The sequence below is a fragment of the Cupriavidus alkaliphilus genome, from assembly GCF_900094595.1.
Lineage (GTDB): Bacteria > Pseudomonadota > Gammaproteobacteria > Burkholderiales > Burkholderiaceae > Cupriavidus > Cupriavidus alkaliphilus.
Window position 1 is genome coordinate 269,855 of sequence record NZ_FMAD01000002.1, and the last position, 17,692, is coordinate 287,546.

Annotated in this window: 15 protein-coding genes and 1 tRNA gene; 6 read left to right on the forward strand and 10 right to left on the reverse strand. The window is 69.2% G+C overall.

The window, feature by feature from the left end; translation table 11 throughout:
* Positions 1-83: 83 nt before the first annotated feature.
* The 5 genes from ybeY to GA0116996_RS04790 all read right to left on the reverse strand — a co-directional run bounded on the left by ybeY (position 84) and on the right by GA0116996_RS04790 (position 5,552).
* Positions 84-839, reverse strand: coding sequence for an rRNA maturation RNase YbeY (ybeY, locus tag GA0116996_RS04770; protein ID WP_092307772.1), 756 nt, complete (start codon positions 837-839; stop codon positions 84-86).
* Positions 840-1,847 carry a PhoH family protein gene (locus tag GA0116996_RS04775; RefSeq protein WP_092307774.1) on the reverse strand — a complete coding sequence of 336 codons (1,008 nt, stop codon included), beginning with the start codon at positions 1,845-1,847 and terminating at the stop codon, positions 840-842. It lies immediately after the preceding gene.
* Positions 1,848-1,897: 50 nt separating this feature from the next.
* Positions 1,898-3,250 (reverse strand): tRNA (N6-isopentenyl adenosine(37)-C2)-methylthiotransferase MiaB, encoded by a 1,353-nt coding sequence (gene miaB / locus GA0116996_RS04780; protein WP_092307776.1) that lies wholly within the window; start codon positions 3,248-3,250, stop codon positions 1,898-1,900.
* Positions 3,251-3,340: 90 nt separating this feature from the next.
* On the reverse strand, positions 3,341-3,736 hold the full coding sequence (locus GA0116996_RS04785; protein WP_092307778.1) for a hypothetical protein: 396 nt from the start codon (positions 3,734-3,736) through the stop codon (positions 3,341-3,343).
* Positions 3,737-3,866: 130 nt separating this feature from the next.
* Complete coding sequence (locus tag GA0116996_RS04790; RefSeq protein WP_092307780.1) at positions 3,867-5,552, reverse strand: ClcB-like voltage-gated chloride channel protein; 1,686 nt, start codon at positions 5,550-5,552, stop codon at positions 3,867-3,869.
* 310 nt (positions 5,553-5,862) lie between these two features.
* Here GA0116996_RS04790 and GA0116996_RS04795 point away from each other — a divergent pair, with 310 nt between their 5' ends.
* Both GA0116996_RS04795 and GA0116996_RS04800 read left to right on the forward strand, forming a co-directional pair.
* The gene (locus GA0116996_RS04795) at positions 5,863-7,413 is read left to right on the forward strand and encodes a DEAD/DEAH box helicase (protein WP_092307782.1); all 1,551 of its coding nucleotides are present in this window, start codon (positions 5,863-5,865) and stop codon (positions 7,411-7,413) included.
* A gap of 19 nt (positions 7,414-7,432) precedes the next feature.
* Positions 7,433-8,479 (forward strand): serine/threonine protein kinase, encoded by a 1,047-nt coding sequence (locus GA0116996_RS04800; protein WP_092307784.1) that lies wholly within the window; start codon positions 7,433-7,435, stop codon positions 8,477-8,479.
* 49 nt (positions 8,480-8,528) lie between these two features.
* Here GA0116996_RS04800 and GA0116996_RS04805 read toward each other — a convergent pair whose 3' ends face one another.
* Positions 8,529-8,969 (reverse strand): universal stress protein, encoded by a 441-nt coding sequence (locus GA0116996_RS04805; protein ID WP_092307786.1) that lies wholly within the window; start codon positions 8,967-8,969, stop codon positions 8,529-8,531.
* 350 nt (positions 8,970-9,319) lie between these two features.
* Between GA0116996_RS04805 and GA0116996_RS04810 the strand changes: the two genes are divergently transcribed.
* From GA0116996_RS04810 to mepK, 4 genes are all read left to right on the forward strand, one after another.
* Positions 9,320-10,387, forward strand: coding sequence for a CaiB/BaiF CoA transferase family protein (locus tag GA0116996_RS04810; protein WP_092307788.1), 1,068 nt, complete (start codon positions 9,320-9,322; stop codon positions 10,385-10,387).
* Between the two features lie 176 nt (positions 10,388-10,563).
* The gene (locus GA0116996_RS04815; RefSeq protein ID WP_092307790.1) at positions 10,564-11,190 is read left to right on the forward strand and encodes a response regulator transcription factor; all 627 of its coding nucleotides are present in this window, start codon (positions 10,564-10,566) and stop codon (positions 11,188-11,190) included.
* 102 nt (positions 11,191-11,292) lie between these two features.
* Entirely contained in the window at positions 11,293-12,882 is a 1,590-nt protein-coding gene (locus GA0116996_RS04820) for a L,D-transpeptidase family protein (protein ID WP_092307792.1), read from the forward strand.
* Positions 12,883-12,915: 33 nt separating this feature from the next.
* Entirely contained in the window at positions 12,916-13,503 is a 588-nt protein-coding gene (gene mepK / locus GA0116996_RS04825; protein WP_092307794.1) for a peptidoglycan L,D-endopeptidase MepK, read from the forward strand.
* A 118-nt stretch (positions 13,504-13,621) separates the two neighbouring features.
* On the opposite strand, the gene GA0116996_RS04830 is transcribed toward mepK, so the two are convergent.
* The 4 genes from GA0116996_RS04830 to GA0116996_RS04845 all read right to left on the reverse strand — a co-directional run bounded on the left by GA0116996_RS04830 (position 13,622) and on the right by GA0116996_RS04845 (position 17,653).
* Positions 13,622-13,698: transfer RNA gene (locus tag GA0116996_RS04830), tRNA-Met, on the reverse strand.
* 133 nt (positions 13,699-13,831) lie between these two features.
* On the reverse strand, positions 13,832-15,529 hold the full coding sequence (locus tag GA0116996_RS04835; RefSeq protein WP_092307796.1) for an MFS transporter: 1,698 nt from the start codon (positions 15,527-15,529) through the stop codon (positions 13,832-13,834).
* Between the two features lie 247 nt (positions 15,530-15,776).
* Positions 15,777-16,109 (reverse strand): DUF4212 domain-containing protein, encoded by a 333-nt coding sequence (locus GA0116996_RS04840; RefSeq protein WP_092307798.1) that lies wholly within the window; start codon positions 16,107-16,109, stop codon positions 15,777-15,779.
* Entirely contained in the window at positions 16,106-17,653 is a 1,548-nt protein-coding gene (locus GA0116996_RS04845; RefSeq protein WP_092307800.1) for a sensor histidine kinase, read from the reverse strand. Before GA0116996_RS04845 ends, GA0116996_RS04840 begins: the two co-directional genes overlap by 4 nt.
* Positions 17,654-17,692 lie beyond the last annotated feature (39 nt).

Genomic DNA, 17,692 nt, shown 5'->3' on the forward strand with positions numbered 1-17,692 from the left:
TGTCGATCCCGTGACGGCGGGCCGCGGCCGTACTTCAGATGTGCCGCAGGAGACGCTCGACGGCGCCGCCTGCGGCAGCCGCATCACGCGGCCCGGTCGGCCTTCTCCGCCCGGTAAGGATCGGCATAGCCGAGGGCCTGCAGCGTCTCGGTCTCGATCGCTTCCATTTCCTCGGCTTCGGCGTCGTCCTCGTGCTCGTAGCCTTGCGCATGCAGCACGCCATGCACGACCAGGTGGGCGTAGTGCGCTTCGAGCGGCTTGCGCTGCGCGCGCGCCTCGGCTTCCACCACCGGGCAGCACAGCACGATGTCGCCGCTGACCGGGTCTTCCTCGCGCTCGGCATAGGCGAAGGTCAGCACATTGGTGGCGTAGTCCTTGCCGCGATAGGTACGGTTCAGCGTGCGGCCTTCTTCCTCGCCGACAAAGCGGATGGTCAGCGCGGCGTCGGCGTACAGCGCCGACTTGACCCAGGTCTCCAGCTTGCGCCGCGCCGGCAGGCCGTTGCCCTTGGCGATGCCGTCGCCGTGCTGGACCTCCAGCTCCAGCGCCGGCGGCGTGGCCGGGGTGCCGGTGGTGGTGGTCAGCGGCGCAGCGGTCACCGCCACCGACAGCGCGTCATGGTTGTCCGGGCGTACCAGCAGGCCGGCCTGCTGGTTGGTATCGGTGTGCTCGGCCAGCAGCGCGATCACGCCGTCGGCGGCCTGCGTCAGGTCCAGCGTCAGGCTGCGCCCGTCGGGCAGCTGCACGCGCAGCGCGTGCGCGGCGCTCTTGCGCGCGCGGCCTTCGCCATCGAACAGGGTCAGGCTGACGCCGGAAGACTGGGGTTTCTGCGATTTCAATTAAGCGTCCTTGTGCTGGGCGTGGTATTCGTCATAGGCATCGACGATGCGCGCCACCAGCGGATGGCGCACCACGTCGATGCTGGTAAAGCGGGTGCAGGCGATGCCGCGCACGTCGCGCAGCACGTGCTGCGCTTCGACCAGGCCGCTCTTCTGGCCCTTGGGCAGGTCGATCTGGGTGGTGTCGCCGGTGATCACCGCCTTGGAGCCGAAGCCGATGCGCGTCAGGAACATCTTCATCTGCTCGGGCGTGGTGTTCTGCGCCTCGTCCAGGATGATGAAGGCATGGTTCAGCGTGCGCCCGCGCATGTACGCCAGCGGCGCGATCTCGATCATCTGCCGCTCGAACATCTTCTGCGTGCGATCGAAGCCGAGCAGGTCGTACAGTGCGTCGTACAGCGGCCGCAGGTAGGGGTCGACCTTCTGCGCCAGGTCGCCGGGGAGGAAGCCGAGCCGTTCGCCGGCTTCCACCGCGGGGCGGGTCAGCACGATGCGCTTGACCGCGTCGCGCTCGAGCGCGTCGACCGCGCACGCCACCGCCAGGTAGGTCTTGCCGGTGCCGGCCGGGCCGATGCCCATGGTCAGGTCGTGCGACAGGATATTGCGCAGGTAGTCGCGCTGCGCCACGGTGCGGCCCTGCAGGCCGGTGCGGCGCGTATGCAGCACCGGCGATTCGTCGCCTTCCTCGCGCTCGGCCTCGTCGTCATCGCCGTTGCCGTTGCCCGGCAGGTAGCTGCCATGCGCGCTGAGCTGGCGCGTCTCGACCAGGCCCAGCTGCACGTCGTCGATCGACAGCGGCGTGCGCGCCTGGTTGTAGAAGCGCTCGAGCGCCAGCGCGGCATCCTGCGCGTAGGTGCCGCGGATGGTCATGCGGTGGCCGCGGCGCTGGATGGTCACGTCCAGCGCCTGCTCGATCTGGCGCAGGTTCTCGTCGAGCGGGCCGCACAGGTTCTGCAGCCGGGTGTTGTCGTCCCGCGGGGCGACAAATTCTGCGGAAGGGATTTTCATCGTTGGGCGATGGCCTCGCTGGAAGCTGCTGGGGTGGATGGGTCGGAGCCTTACTGGCGCACCACGATTTCGCCGCGCAGCGAGTGCGGGAACGCCTGCGTGATGCTGACATCGACCAGCTGGCCGACCAGCCGGTCGCGCCCCGCCTGCGGCACGCCGGGCAAAGCGAAGTTGACCACGCGGTTGTTCTCGGTGCGGCCATGCAGCTCGGTCGGGTCCTTGCGCGCCGGACCTTCGACCAGGATGCGCTGGACCGTGCCGACCATGTTCCGGCTGATGCGCTGCACGTTTTCCTCGATCGTGGCCTGCAGCCGCTGCAGGCGCTGGAGCTTGACCTCGCGCGGGGTGTCGTCGTGCAGGTTGGCCGCTGGCGTGCCGGGGCGCGGGCTGAAGATGAACGAGAACGAGGTGTCGTAGCCGATCTCCTCGATCATCGCCATCAGCTTGTCGAAATCGGCATCGGTCTCGCCGGGGAAGCCGACGATAAAGTCGGACGACATCGACATGTCCGGGCGCAGCGCGCGCAGCCTGCGGATGATGCTCTTGTATTCCAGCACGCTGTAGCCGCGCTTCATCGCCATCAGGATGCGGTCGGACGCATGCTGCACCGGCAGGTGCAGGTGGTTCACCAGCTTGTCGCAGCGGCCGTACAGCTCGACCAGGCGCGAGGTGAATTCCTTGGGATGGCTGGTGGTGTAGCGGATGCGCTCGATGCCCGGGATCTCGGCCACGTACTCGATCAGCAGCGCGAAGTCGGCGATCTCGCTGGTGTCGCCCATCTTGCCGCGGTAGGCATTGACGTTCTGGCCCAGCAGCGTGACTTCGCGCACGCCCTGTTCGGCCAGGCCCGCCACTTCGGCCAGCACGTCCTCGAACGGGCGCGACACTTCCTCGCCGCGCGTGTACGGCACCACGCAGTAGCTGCAGTACTTGGAGCAGCCCTCCATGATCGACACGAACGCGCTCGGGCCCTCGACGCGCGCGGGCGGCAGGTGGTCGAACTTCTCGATCTCGGGGAAGGAGATGTCCACCTGCGACTGGCCGGTGCGCTGGCGGCGTGCGATCAGGTCAGGCAGGCGATGCAGCGTCTGCGGGCCGAACACCACGTCGACATAGGGCGCGCGCGAGACGATGCTGGCGCCTTCCTGGCTCGCCACGCAGCCGCCCACGCCGATCACCAGGTCGGGCTTGGCGGCCTTGAGCGCCTTCATCCGGCCCAGTTCCGAAAACACCTTCTCCTGCGCCTTCTCGCGCACCGAGCAGGTGTTGAACAGGATCACGTCGGCGTCTTCGACGTTGTCGGTGGCTTCCAGCCCCTGGCTGGCGTTGAGGACGTCGACCATCTTGTCCGAGTCGTACTCGTTCATCTGGCAGCCGTACGTCTTGACGAAAACTTTCTTCATATGCCGATCTCAGTGGTTGACCTGGGGGCATCAGGGTGTGGCAACAACACGGCCGGCGCGTGGGGCGCACCGGTCGCACTTCGGGGGTGGTTATTTTTTCAGCGCCTGCTGTTCGGCCTCGCTCAGCACCCACGCTGTCAGCAATTGGCCGTACAGGTCCAGCTTGTACCGCACCGGCAGCTTCTGGCCCGCCACCGCGGTGCTGGCCAGCAACTGGTTGTCGGTGCCGAACAGGCGCAGGCCCGGCGCCACGCCTACGCGCTTGCCGTCGAGCGTGGCGGTCTGCGGCGCGCCCGCCGACGGCGCGGCGATGACCAGCCTGGCCGCCGCGGCATCGTCCGGAAGCACGCGCACCGGCTGGGCCGCGGCGACCGCCGTGCCCAGCAGCAGCGCCGCGCCGCACGCCAGTCCGGCCCAACGCTTGCGCAGGCGGCTGGATGTCATGGACTCCGGCGCCTGGCGGCGCGTATCACGACCTGCTGGCATGGGGAACTCCGGCAAATGGGGCGATGCGGTGGGTGGATGGCCCGCGGCCGTGGCCGAAAGGCGGGCAACCGCGCATTTTACCTCGCCGGCGCCTGCCCGGTGTGGCCGACGGTGTGGCACGCAAGCGGCGTCAGAACAGGCAGGATGCCTCCTGCAGCACGCGCTGCTTGGAAACCGTGCCCATCAGCTCGCGTCCGGCCCGGTCGCGCACCAGCGGGATGCGGTTGATGCCGTGCTCGGCGAACACGGCCAGGGCGTCGCGCAGCCGCGAGTCCGGCGTCAGCGCCGGGAAATCGCGTTCCGCCAGCGCCAGCACGTCGTCGGGCGCGCCCTCGCGCTGCGCGCGCTGCAAGGCATGGATCGACAGCGCGCCCAGCAGGCGGCCGTCGGCCTGCACCAGGTAGAGGTAGCGCGTGCCGGTCTCGGCGAACTTGTCGGCGGCGGCGGCCAGCGTGGCGCTGGGGGCGAGCACAGTGTCGGTCGGGTCGCACAGGCCGGCCAGCGTCAGCGTGCGGGCATGCTCGGCGGCCGCCGACGCCTGCGCGCGCTCGGCGATCACGCTGTACAGCGACAGCGTCTGGCAGCGCGACGCCGTGTAGTACGCCGCCACCGCGCCGATCATCGACGGCAGCAGCAGCGCCGGCGCCAGCGTCATCTCGAACACCATCAGCACCGACATCAGCGGCGCCTGGCTGGTGGCCGCCAGGAAGGCGCTCATGCCCACCAGCGGCAGCAGCGGCGCCGCGCCCGCCGCCGCGCCCTGCATGCCCAGCGCCAGCAGCTGGCCCAGCGCCGCGCCGACGAACAGCGACGGCGTAAACACGCCGCCGACCGCGCCCGAGCCCATGCTGATCACCGTGGCCGCCAGCTTGGCCAGCAGCACGACCGCCACCGGCACGCTCAGCGGCTGCTCCTGCAGCAGGGTCTGGATGGTGGAAAAGCCGTTGCCGACCACCTCCGGCACCGCCATCGCCAGCACGCCGACCAGCGCACCGCCCAGCGTCAGCCGCGCCACCGGCCCGCCCGGCAGCGCCGCGAAGCGGCTGCGCGCGAAGCCGGCGGCGCGCAGGAACAGCGCGCCCGCGATGCCGGCAGCCACGCCCAGCGCCGCCGCGGCCAGCAGGATCTGCGGGCGCAGGTCCGGGGCGATATCGAGGCCGGGGTAGAGCGGCTGCAGCCCGCCGTGCCACTGGCTGACCATGGCGCCGGCGACCGAGGCCAGGAACAGCGGCATCAGGCGCTGCACCGCGAGCGCGCCGAACACGACTTCGGCGACAAAGACGGCGGCGGAAAAAGGGGTGTGGTAGACCGTGGCCAGGCCCGCCGCGGCACCGCAGGCGGTCAGCATGCGGCGCATGTTGGAGCCGCCGCCGCGCTCGATCCGGGTCGACGGGAACAGCGATCCGCACAGCGCCGCCAGCTGGATCATCGCGCCCTCCTTGCCGACCGAGCTGCCGCTGACGATCGAGAAGAAAGAAGACAGCGCGCGCAGCAGGGTGATGCGCACCGGCAGCCGGCCGCTGCCGCTGGCGACCGCTTCCATATAGTCGGTGGCGCCGGGATGGGTGCTGGCCAGGCGGTTGGCCAGCACCAGCAGGCCGCCCGCGAGCGCGCCGCCGACGGCCGGCACCACCACGCGCCATGCCAGCGCCAGCGTTGCGAACACCGTGACCACGTCGGCATGGCTGGAAAACAGCACGACGCCCGCGCCCTCCAGCGCCTCCTCGAACAGCGTGGTGGCGATGGCGGCGACGATCCCGACCGGGATGGCCGCGAGCAGTGTGACTTCCTGGTCTTCGAGGAAACGCAAGCGCATGGCGGCTTTCCGGGCAGGCGGGGCGACGTGCCGGCGCGGGGCGGCCGGGCGGCCCGAGGCCGTCATGATAGCGCAGCGCCACCCGCGCCGACCCTATGTGCGCCGGCGCGCATCCGTGGCGGGTTGGTTGCCGGTCGGGGTGCATAACCCGCCCGCGCCGGACTGGTACACTACCGCTCTTTCCTTCGCGGGCGGGCCGGTTGCCTGCCACGCCGGCTTCCCGGCGTTCGCGTTCCGATTCCGATCGATTACAAGGAGCCATCCGGCGTCTGGCGCACTGCGCGCGCAGCGATGGCCCAAGCAGCAATTCATGTCTTTTTCTGAACTCGGCTTGTCCGAAAAGATTGTGCGTGCCGTAGCCGAACAGGGCTACACCACCCCGACTCCCATCCAGGCCCAGGCAATTCCCGCCATCCTCAAGGGTGGCGACCTGCTCGCCGGCGCCCAGACCGGCACCGGCAAGACCGCCGGCTTTACCCTGCCGATGCTGCAGCTGCTGTCCGAAACCGCGGCGCGCCAGGCCGGCGGCGCCCAGCGCAGCGGCCGCGTGGCGGTGCGCGCGCTGGTGCTGACGCCCACGCGCGAACTGGCGGCGCAGGTCGAGGAGAGCGTGCGCAACTACGGCAAGTACCTGCGCCTGCGCTCGATGGTGATGTTCGGCGGGGTCGGCATCAACCCGCAGATCGAGCAGCTCAAGCGCGGCGTGGAGATCGTCGTGGCCACGCCCGGCCGCCTGCTGGACCATGTGTCACAGCGCACCATCGACCTGTCGCAGGTGGAACTGCTGGTGCTCGATGAAGCCGACCGCATGCTCGACATGGGCTTCATCCACGATATCCGCAAGATCCTCAACGTGCTGCCGGCCAAGCGCCAGAACCTGCTGTTCTCGGCGACGTTCTCGGACGATATCCGCGCGCTGGCCGACCGCCTGCTGAACAATCCCGCGTCGATCGAAGTCGCGCGGCGCAATACCACCGCCGAGACCGTCGACCAGCGCGTCTACCCGGTCGATCGCGAACGCAAGCGCGAACTGCTGGCCCACCTGGTGCGCCAGCATGACTGGCACCAGGTGCTGGTGTTCACGCGCACCAAGCATGGCGCCAACCGCCTGGCCGAGCAGCTGACCAAGGACGGCCTGTCGGCGCTGGCGATCCACGGCAACAAGAGCCAGTCGGCACGCACCCGGGCACTGACGGAATTCAAGGCCGGCACGCTGCGGCTGCTGGTGGCGACCGATATCGCCGCGCGCGGCATCGACATCGACCAGTTGCCGCATGTGGTCAACTTCGACCTGCCCAACGTGCCCGAGGACTACGTCCACCGCATCGGCCGCACCGGCCGCGCCGGCGCCGAGGGCGAGGCGATCTCGCTGGTTTGCGTCGACGAGCTGGCGCTGCTGCGCGATATCGAGCGCCTGATCAAGCGCAAGCTCGAACAGACCGTGCTGCCGGGCTTCGAGGTCGACCCCAGCATCGCGCCCGAGCCGATCCAGAAGGGCCGCCAGCAACGTGGCGGCGGCCAGGGCCAGGGCCGTGGACGGGCCGAGGGCCGTCCGGCCGGCGACGGCGAGGGCGCGCAGCGCCAGCGTCCGGCGCGCCAGGGGCAGGGCGCGCCGCGCCAGGGCCAGGGCCAAAGCCAGGGCCAGCGCGGCAACGGCGCCGCCAACGGCAATCGTGCCGCCCAGCCCGCCGGCGCGCGCAACCCCGCGCCGCGCCGCGACGGCCAGGAACCGGCGCGCCCGCCACGCGCCGCGGCCCAGCCCGTACGCCAGCCCAATGACGCCGCGCCGGCACCGGCGCGCAACCGCCGTCCGGCGCCGCAGGCGGCGCTGCTGGGCGGCAGCCGCAAGCCGGCGCGCTAAAGCGGAGCCGGCCGGCACCATGCACGCGTCCGACGCCCCCGCCGACTCCGGTGTGCCCTATGCCGGCCTGACGCCGGAGCTGATGCTGGACGCGCTCGAGGGCGCCGGCCTGCGCCCCGACGGGCGCCTGCTGGCGCTCAACAGTTACGAGAACCGGGTCTGGCAGGTGGGTATCGAGGACGCCGCGCCGGTGATCGCCAAGTTCTATCGCCCGGGCCGCTGGACCGATGCGGCCATCCTGGAAGAACACGCGTTCGTGCAGCAGCTGGCCGACGCCGAGATTCCCGCCGTGCCGGCCATGGCGCTGGCGGCGGGCGAGGCCGGCACGCTGCTGCATCATGCGGGCTTCCGCTTTGCCGTCTTTCCCCGCTGCGGCGGGCGCGAGCCCGCGCTGGACCGCGCCGATACGCTGACCTGGCTCGGCCGGTTCATCGGCCGCATCCATGCCCTGGGCGCGGCCCAGCCCTACCAGGCGCGCCCGGCGCTGGACCTGGACACCTTCGGCATTGCCCCGCGCGACTGGCTGCTCGCCAGCGGCTGCATTCCCGCCGATCTGCTGCCGGCCTGGCAGTCGGTGGCGCAGCTGGCGCTGGACGGCGTGCAGCGCTGCTATGAGCGCGCCGGCGAAGTGCGGCTATTGCGCGTCCATGGCGACTGCCATCGCGGCAATGTGCTGTGGATCGACGAGGACGATGCCCGTGGCGGCGCCCATGGCGAGCCGGGCCCGCATTTTGTCGACTTCGACGACAGCCGCATGGCCCCCGCGATCCAGGACATCTGGATGCTGCTCGAGGGCGACCGCGCGGCGATGCAAGGCCAGCTTGCCGACATCGTCGCCGGCTACGAGGATTTTGCGGAGTTCCAGACCCGCGAACTATGGCTGGTGGAAGCGCTGCGCACGCTGCGGCTGCTGCACTACAGCGCGTGGCTCGCCAGCCGCTGGGCCGACCCGGCCTTTCCGGCCGCCTTCCCGTGGTTCGGCACCGCGCGCTACTGGCAGGACCGGATCCTGGAATTGCGCGAACAGGTCGCGCTGATGGACGAAGCGCCCCTGTGGGGCGCCTGAGGCCTGCCGCAAGGCGGCGCCGTTGCGGCACCGCCCGTCACCTGGGGGCTTAACCCTTCTTTTCCGGGGTCTTGACCAGCACCACCGGACAGTCCGCCTGGGCCAGCACCCGGCCCGCCACCGAACCGATCACGGCATCGAAGAACGACCCGCGCCCGTGCGTGCCCATCACGATGGCCGCGGCGTCGACCGAGTTCGCGTAGGCGACGATGCGCTCGGGCGCGAAGCCGTGCAGCGGGTGCCGCTCGAACGGCACATTGGCCGCGGCGAGGATATCGCAGACCGCCGCCATCGCCTTGTCGCTGGCTTCCTTGTGCCAGTCGTCGATGGTTTCCTTGCTGACGAAGGCGCGCACCTGGCCGCTGACCTCGGGGGCGACATGGACGACATGCACGGTGAAGCCGTTCTGCAGCAGCCTGCCTTCGGCGATAAAGCGTGCCGCGGCGTCGCTGAAGGCCGAGCCGTCGGTGGCGAGGACGATATTGGTCATGGCGGAATCTCCTGGATGGGGGCTTTAGGGAAGCGCCGCGGCCATGTGGCCGCAACGCCATCTGGAACCATCATGCCCCCTAGTGTCCCGCCAGGATGCGATTCAGATCAAGTCGGATCGGAATTGTCCGATTTCCTGGTGCGATAACCGGTTGGCCGGTCCGTTGATTTATTCCGTCATTCCGGCTGATGCATTTGGCCATTGCCCCGTCAACGCGGCGGCGCGTAGCATGCTCCCGAGCCCCAGGGCCGCATGGCCCGCCCGTGCGGCAACGGGCAGACGATCCAACCACCAAATACCAGCCGCCTCCCGCCACGGCGCGCGCAGGCGGCGAACCGGAGACAACCATCATGAGTGAGCGTGGCAACCTGCAGCCCCTGCGCGGTATCAAGGTCGTGGAATTCGAAGGCATCGGCCCCGGCCCGCTGTGCGGCGCCATGCTGGCCGGCCTGGGCGCCGAGGTTACGCTGGTGACCCGCCCGGTGGCCCCCGACGCGCGGCGCATCCTGCGCGGCCAGTCGGTGCCGGCCGAGATGGAGCTGGAGCACGGCAAGCGCGTGGTGCAGCTGAACCTGAAGGCGCCCGCGGACGTGGCCGCCGCGCTCGAGCTGGTGGCCGGCGCCGACGCGCTGATCGAGGGCCTGCGTCCCGGCGCGATGGAGCGCCTGGGGCTGGGCCCCAAGGCCTGCCATGCCCGCAATCCCCGCCTGGTCTACGGCCGCATGACCGGCTGGGGCCAGACCGGTCCGCTGTCGCAGAGCGCCGGACATGACCTCAACTACATCGCGCTGACCGGCCTGCTGTCGATGGCCGCGCGCGAAGGCAGCCTGCCGATGGTGCCGCCGACCGTGATGGGCGATGCCACCGGCGCGCTCGGGCTGGCGTTCGGCATTACCAGCGCCATCCTCAGCGCGCGCGCCAGCGGCGAGGGCTGCGTGGTCGATGCTGCCATCACCGACATCGTCGCCATGCTCGGCTCGCTGGTGCAGGTGTCGCGCGCGGCCGGCACGCTGGGCGGCCCGCAACCGAGTCCGTTCCATGACTCGCCGTTCTATGACGTGTTCCCGTGCGCGGACGGGCGCGCCATCACGCTCGGTGCGCTGGAGCCTCAGTTCTACCGCGAACTGCTCGAGCGCCTGGAACTGACCGACATCGACCCGGCCGCGCAATACGACCGCGCCGAATGGCCGGCGGTCAAGGCCCGCATCGCCGCGGCGATTGCCGCCAGGCCGAGCACGCATTGGGAGTCCGTGCTGGGCGGCACCGACGTCTGCTTCGCGCGCGTGCTGACGCTGGACGAGGCCGCGCGCCATCCGCACAACCAGGCGCGGGGCACGTATCGTCTCTATCAGCAGGGCGAGCGCGAGGTGCCGCGTTCCGCGCCGGCGCCGCGCTTCCTGCCTGCCGGGACGGAATAACCGGCGCTGCAGCCACTTGACGCTAGCCGCGTCATCGAAGGAAAAGCCTGACTCTCGTGCAGAATCTGCTGCGTCCGCGCAGTGAGAATTCGGCGCATCAAGGCCCCTCAGGGCCCTTAATCTTGGCATAGCCAGTCCCCTGGCCAATTCCCCGCCAGTTGTTAAGGAGCCCTGAATTGCCCCCAACGCTGATCGTCGACGAACCCTCGAGGTTCCGCACCTTGTTATGCGCCGAACTCGCCGCCGAGTTTGACACCGACGAGGTCCTGGAAACGGATGGAGTCAGGGAGGGATACCGCCTTGCCCGCGAGCACCGGCCCGGCCTGGTGCTGGTCGACGTCGAACGCTTCGGCAATCCCGGCATCGACTTCGTCCGCAGGGTGGTCGCCACACTGCCCGGCATGCCGCTGCTGGTGCTGTCCGGCAACGACACCGCCCAGGCGCCGGTACGGGCACTGCGCGCCGGCGCGCACGGGTTCGTGGTCAAGCAGCGCGGCGTCGAGGAAGTGATGCAGGCCGTGCGCGGCGTGCTCAGCGGCTATCTGGTGTTTCCGCTGCAGACGCTGGAGACGGTGCGCCAGCTCGGCGAGCAGCAGCAGACCGGCCTGCCGCGGCTGAGCAACCGCGAGATCACTATCCTGCAATACCTGGCGCGCGGGCATTCCAACAAGGCGATCGCCGCGCAGCTGCTGATCAGCAGCAAGACCGTCAGCACGCACAAGGCCAATATCATGGCCAAGCTGCACGTGGGCTCGCTGGTCGAGATGGTGGACTACGCGCGCCGGCACCAGCTGGTGTGGTGAACGTCACCTGGCGGGTTTGCCGCGGCATGCGCGCGCTGCCGCGCCCGTCGGCCATCGCGGGTAGACTGTGGGCATCTGTGACGAATCCGAGCTATCCGCCCGATGCCCCAGACCCTGAATGCTGTCGTGCGCCGCCTCGGCGCCGTCGCCATTGCCTGCTCCACATGGCTCGCCGTTCCCGCCTTCGCCAACGAGCCGATGTGGTTCGTGCAGGGCCGACCAGTGCCGGAGGCGCGCCAGGCGGTGGACGCGCTGGCCGCCGTGGCCGCCGATGGCCTCGACCCGCGCGACTACGATGCCGAAGCCCTGCGCCAGGCGGTGACCCAGGCCGCCCACGGCCCGGCGCTGCCGCCCGATGCCGCGGCCCGGCTCGACGCGGCGCTGAGCGCCGCCATGGAGCGGATGCTGTCCGACCTGCACGGTGGCCGCATCAACCCGCGCGCGGTCCATGCCAATTTCGCGCCGCCGGCCGAACGGCCTTTCGATGCCGCCACCTCGCTGCGCGATGCCGTCGCCCAGCACCGCCTGCCCGATGCCATCCGCCAGGCGGCGCCGACGTTCCCGCTGTACGGCACGCTGCGCCAGGCCCTGGCCCGCTACCGCGACATCGCCCGGCAACCGGTGTGGCAGCAGCCGCTGCCGCCACTGCCGGCCAGCAAGCTGACGCCGGGCCAGCCGTGGGCCGGCACCGCCGCTCTGGCCGCGCGCCTGGTGGCGCTGGGCGACCTGCCCGCCGGCACGCAGCCCCCGCCGCGCTATGAGGGCGCGCTGGTCGATGGCGTCAAGGCGTTCCAGTCGCGCCATGGGCTGCAGCCCGATGGCGTGATCGGCGCGGCCACGCTGGCGCAGCTGAACCTGCCCATCGCCGAGCGGGTGCGGCAGATCGAACTGACCATGGAGCGCCTGCGCTGGACCCCGCTGGACGGCCCGCGCATGATCGTGGTCAACGTGCCGGAGTTCATGCTGCGCGCCTATGAAATCCGCGACGGCAAGCTCGACATCAAGCTGGAAATGAAGGTGATCGTCGGCAAGGCGCTCGATACGCGCACGCCGCTGTTCGAGGAGGACATGCGCTATATCGAATTCAGCCCGTACTGGAACATCCCGCCGTCGATCGCGCGCCGCGAGACGGTGCCGCGGCTGCAGCGCGATCCGGGCTATTTCAACCGCCAGGGGCTGGAGTTCGTCGGCGGCGACGGCAAGGCCGTGACCACGCTGTCCGAGGAAAACCTGAACGCGGTGCTGAACGGCAGCCTGCGCATCCGCCAGCGGCCCGGTCCCCTCAACGCGCTGGGCGACATCAAGTTCGTGTTCCCCAACAACGAGAACATCTACCTGCACCACACGCCTTCGCCGCAGCTGTTCAAGCGCGACCGGCGCGACTTCAGCCACGGCTGCATCCGCGTGGAAGCCCCAGTAGCGCTGGCGCAGTTCGTGTTGCACGATATGCCGGACTGGGACGAGAACCGGATCCGCGAGGCGATGGCACGTGGCAAGTCGAACACGGTGCGCCTGCAGCAGCCGTTGCCGGTGGTGCTGGCTTACGGCACGGTCATCGCGCGCGCCGATGGTCGTGTATCCTTCCTGCCTGACATCTACGGTCACGACAAATTGCTGGACAAGGCGCTGCGGCAACGCAACGGTCGCCCCCAGCAGCGCGCTGTGGCAAGCGCCTCCGGCGTCATCCATTGAAGCGACGCACCCCGCATATTCAGAGGAAGTACCATGACTGACGCGACGCGCAAGGCACGCCGCCGCTTTCTTCATACCACCGGAACCCTGGCGCTCGCCGCCGGACTGATGCCGCTCGCACCGCGCCGCGCGCTGGCAAGCCTGCCCGCCAACCAGGCGCTGGCCGGCCTGCCGGATGCCCGCACGCTGGCGTTCGACCACACCCACACCGGCGAGCGCGTGTCGCTGGTCTATGCCGTGGGCGACCGTTTCGTGCCCGAGGCGCTGACGACGCTCAACGGCTTCCTGCGCGACCATTATTCCGGCAAGGTCGGCGCCATCGATCCGCAGCTGTTCGACCTGCTGTTCCAGGTGCGGCGCGAGCTCGGCACCGACAAGCCGTTCCAGGTCATTTCCGGCTATCGCAGCCCGGCCACCAATTCGCGCCTGCGCAACTCGCGCAGCGGCGGGGTGGCAAAGCACAGCCTGCATATGGACGGCAAGGCCATCGACATCCGGCTGGCCGGCGTGTCGCTGGCCGATGTGCGCGATGCCGCCAAGTCATTGCAGGGCGGAGGCGTCGGCTACTACGAGTCCGACCAGTTCGTGCATATCGACACCGGGCGCGTGCGCTACTGGTAAGCGTTGCCGGCGGAGCTGTCCGTCACGGACAGCCTGGTGTCGTGGCCCGGAACGTCTGTCCGCGAGAACCAAAGCAAAAAGCCGCGAACCCTTGCGGGATCGCGGCTTTTCAAATAGATGGTGGCGAATCAGGGACTCGAACCCCGGACCTGCGGATTATGATTCCGTCGCTCTAACCGACTGAGCTAATTCGCCAACGAAGACTGCGATTATACCTGGGCTTTCGCGACTGTCAACACCTTCCGGCGAAGATTTTGCACGGGGCTTCCGTGCATAAAAAAACGGCAGGCCCGCGGGCCTGCCGTTCTGCTCAGTGCCGCACGACCGCTCAGTCGTTGGCGTAGATGTTCACGTCCTTGGTCTCGCGGATAAACAGCGCGCCGATCACGAAGGTGAGGGCAGCGATGATGATCGGGTACCAGAGGCCGTAGTAGATGTTGCCGTTCTGCGCCACCAGCGCGAACGAGATGGTGGGCAGCAGGCCGCCGAACCAGCCGTTGCCGATATGGTAGGGCAGCGACATCGAGGTGTAGCGGATGCGGGTCGGGAACAGTTCCACCAGCATGGCGGCAATCGGCCCGTACACCATGGTGACGTAGATCACCAGGATGACCAGGATCACCAGCACCATGATCGTGTTCATCTGCGCCGGGTCGGCCTTGGTCGGGTAACCGGCCGCGGCCATCGAGCTGCCTACTTCCTTCTTGAACGCCGCGATCTGCTGCTTGCTGGCATCGTCGAAGCTGTGGCCGTTCACCAGCTTGGCATCGAAGGCCTTGATCTCCTTGTCGCCGATCTTGACGCTGGCCACGGTCCCGGCCGGGGCCTCGACCACTTCATAGCTTGCCGAGGCCTGGGCCAGGGTACGCTTGGCGATGTCGCACGAGCTGCGGAAGTCGATCTCGCGGGCGATCGGGCTGCCCTGGAACGAGCACTGCTTCGGATCCGCGGTCACCACGATCTGGGCGCTTTGCTGGGCGCGCTCCAGCGCCGGGTTGGCGTAGTGGGTCAGGGCCTTGAACAGCGGGAAGTAGGTCAGCACGGCCAGCGCGCAGCCCGCCATGATGATCCACTTGCGGCCGATCTTGTCCGACAGCGCGCCGAAGAAGATGAAGAACGGCGTGCCGATCACCAGTGCGCCGGCAATCAGCAGGTTGGCCGTCTTGGCATCGACCTTGAGCACCTGGGTCAGGAAGAACAGCGCGTAGAACTGGCCGGTGTACCAGACCACGGCCTGGCCGGCGGTCAGGCCCAGCAGCGCCAGGATCACGATCTTCAGGTTGCGCCATTGGCCGAACGATTCGGTCAGCGGTGCCTTGGAGGTCTTGCCCTCGGCCTTCATGCGCTGGAACGCCGGCGATTCGTTCATCGACAGCCGGATATACACCGACACGCCCAGCAGCAGGATCGACAGCAGGAACGGGATGCGCCAGCCCCAGACCTCGAAGTTGGGACCGGTCGCCTCGCGGCACAGCAGAATCACGATCAGCGACAGGAACAGGCCGAGCGTGGCGGTGGTCTGGATCCACGAGGTGTACGCACCGCGCTTGCCGTGGGGGGCGTGTTCGGCCACGTAGGTCGCGGCACCGCCGTACTCGCCGCCGAGCGCCAGGCCCTGCAGCATGCGCAGCGCGATCAGGATGATCGGCGCGGCCCAGCCGATGGTGGCGTAGCCGGGCAGCAGGCCGACGATGAAGGTCGACACGCCCATGATCAGGATCGTCACCAGGAAGGTGTACTTGCGCCCGATCATGTCGCCCAGGCGGCCGAACACCAGCGCGCCGAACGGCCGCACGATAAAGCCGGCGGCAAACGCGAGCAGCGCGAAGATGAAGGCCGAGGTCGGGTCCAGCCCGGCAAAGAACTGCTTGGCGATGATCGCCGCCAGCGAGCCATACAGGTAAAAGTCGTACCACTCGAACACCGTGCCCAGCGACGAGGCAAAGATCACCTTGCGCTCTTCGGCAGTCATCGGTGCGTTCTGCGCGCCCCCTCCGGGCACCGCAACGTTTTGCACGTTTGCCATTTGTCTCCTCCGTCTGGAATGGATCCCGGGGCGGGCGTGGCGCGCGGAAAGCGCCGCGCGGCTGGCCGCTATGCCCAGAGTTGCAGAGGATTGTGGGTGGCGAAACTTACTGCGTTCTGACAGATTCCTGCGTACCTGCAGCAAAAAACGTCGGGGTATACGCTAGGCGCGCACAGGGCCGTGGATGCTGCGCTGCGGGCCCTTGGCGCATGCGCGCCGCACAGCTGTGCGCGTTGCGGGCGTGCGGCTATGCAGCATCCGCGCCGGGCCCGCGCGAGGCGCCTTGCGATGGCATTGCCGCCGGCGGGGGCTCGGCGCGGTCGGTTTCGGCATCGTCCTGATTCATGCGCCAGGCGTAGAGCGCGGCCATCAGCACATAGACCACCAGCGCGCCCTGCGCGCCGACCCAGAACGAGAACGGCCAGCCAAAGAAGTTGAAGCGCAGGTCGCGTGCAAACCACGCCACCACGAAGGTGACCGTGAACCAGACCGCGAGCAGGCCGCAGATCCAGCGCAGGTTGCGATGCCAGGCAAGGCGATGGCGTGCCTCGGTGCTGCCGGGGGCAGGGGTGTCGTTCATGCGGGCGGAAAGTTTTCGGGGCGGCGCAGCGTCACGCGGAAGTGCGCGCCGGCCAGTCGTGGCGATTGCTGGTAGACGTGGTCGGAGATCTGGACGTCGCCGCCGTGCTGCTGCACGATTTCGCGCACGATCGCCAGGCCCAGGCCGCTGCCTTCGGTGTTGGTGCCCAGCACGCGGTAGAAGCGCTCCATCACGCGCTCGCGCTCTGACGGTGCAATGCCCGGGCCGGTGTCTTCCACGTCGAGGTAGGCGAACGGTTCGAAGGCGTCGGCGCTGACCCGCACCGTGGCGCGGCCGCCGCGCGGCGTGTAGCGGATGGCGTTGTCGAGCAGGTTGTTCAGCATCTCGGTCAGCATCAGGCGGTTGCCCTGGACCATCACCGGATGGTCGTCGGCATCGAGGCCCAGGTCGATGTCGCGCGCCCACGCCCGCGGCAGCCAGTCCTTGACCACTTCGCGCGCCAGCGCCGCCAGGTCGAGCGCGGCCATGCCGCCGGTGCCGGCCAGGTTTTCCATGCGCGCCAGCGACAGCAGCTGCGTGACCAGGTGCGCGGTGCGTTCCGAGCTGCCCGCGATCTGCGCCAGCGAGCGCCGCAGTTCTTCCGGCGACTGCTCGCGCTGCGCCAGCTCGGCCTGCATGCGCAGGCCCGCCAGCGGCGTCTTCATCTGGTGCGCGGCATCGGCGATAAAGCGCTTCTGGGTCTGCACCGACTGGTCCAGCCGCGCCAGCAGATCGTTGAACGAGCCCACCAGCGGCGTGATTTCCTGCGGCGCGGCGCGTTCGTCGATGGGACTGGTATCGCCCGGGTTGCGCGCGCGGATGCGCTGCTGGATCGCGGTCAGCGGCGCCAGCCCGCGCGACAGCCCGAACCACACCAGCACCACCGCCAGCGGCAGGATCACGAACTGCGGCAGGATCACGCCCTTGATGATCTCGTTGGCCAGCCGGGCGCGCTTGTCCAGGGTTTCGGCCACCTGCACCAGCACCGGCTGGGTGCCGCTGACCTGCTTGAGCTCGATATAGGTGTAGGCCACGCGCACGTCGTTGCCGGCCACGCGGTCATCGCGCAGCGACACCAGCCCCGCGTGGCCCTGGTTGTCCTCGGACGGCAGCGGCAGGTCCTGGTCGCCGGCGATGTACTCGCCGCGCTTGCCGACCACCTGGTAGTAGATGTTGTCGGTCTCGTCGGCGCGCAGGATCTCGCGCGCCGACAGCGGCAGCTGCAGCGTGACGCGGCCGTTGACCTCGCGCACCTGCTGCGACAGCACGATGGCGCTGGCTTCGAGCGCGCGGTCGAAGGGACCGTTGGCGATCGACTTGGCCACCAGGTAGGTCACCGCGATGCTCATCGGCCAGAGCAGCAGCAACGGTGCCAGCATCCAGTCCAGGATCTCGCCGAACAGCGAGCGCGGGGCGGGGTGGGCGGTGCTTTCCTCCAGGTGCGGCAGCGCGTCGGCCAGGTCCTGGTCGGTGGCCTCGGGCGTGGAGGGGGAAGGGGGCGTGGCGCGCGGCACGCGCCGCCAGGGCAGTCGCAGCAGGCTCATGTCGGCGAGGTTGCGCTCAGGTCGGTCGCATGGCCTGCG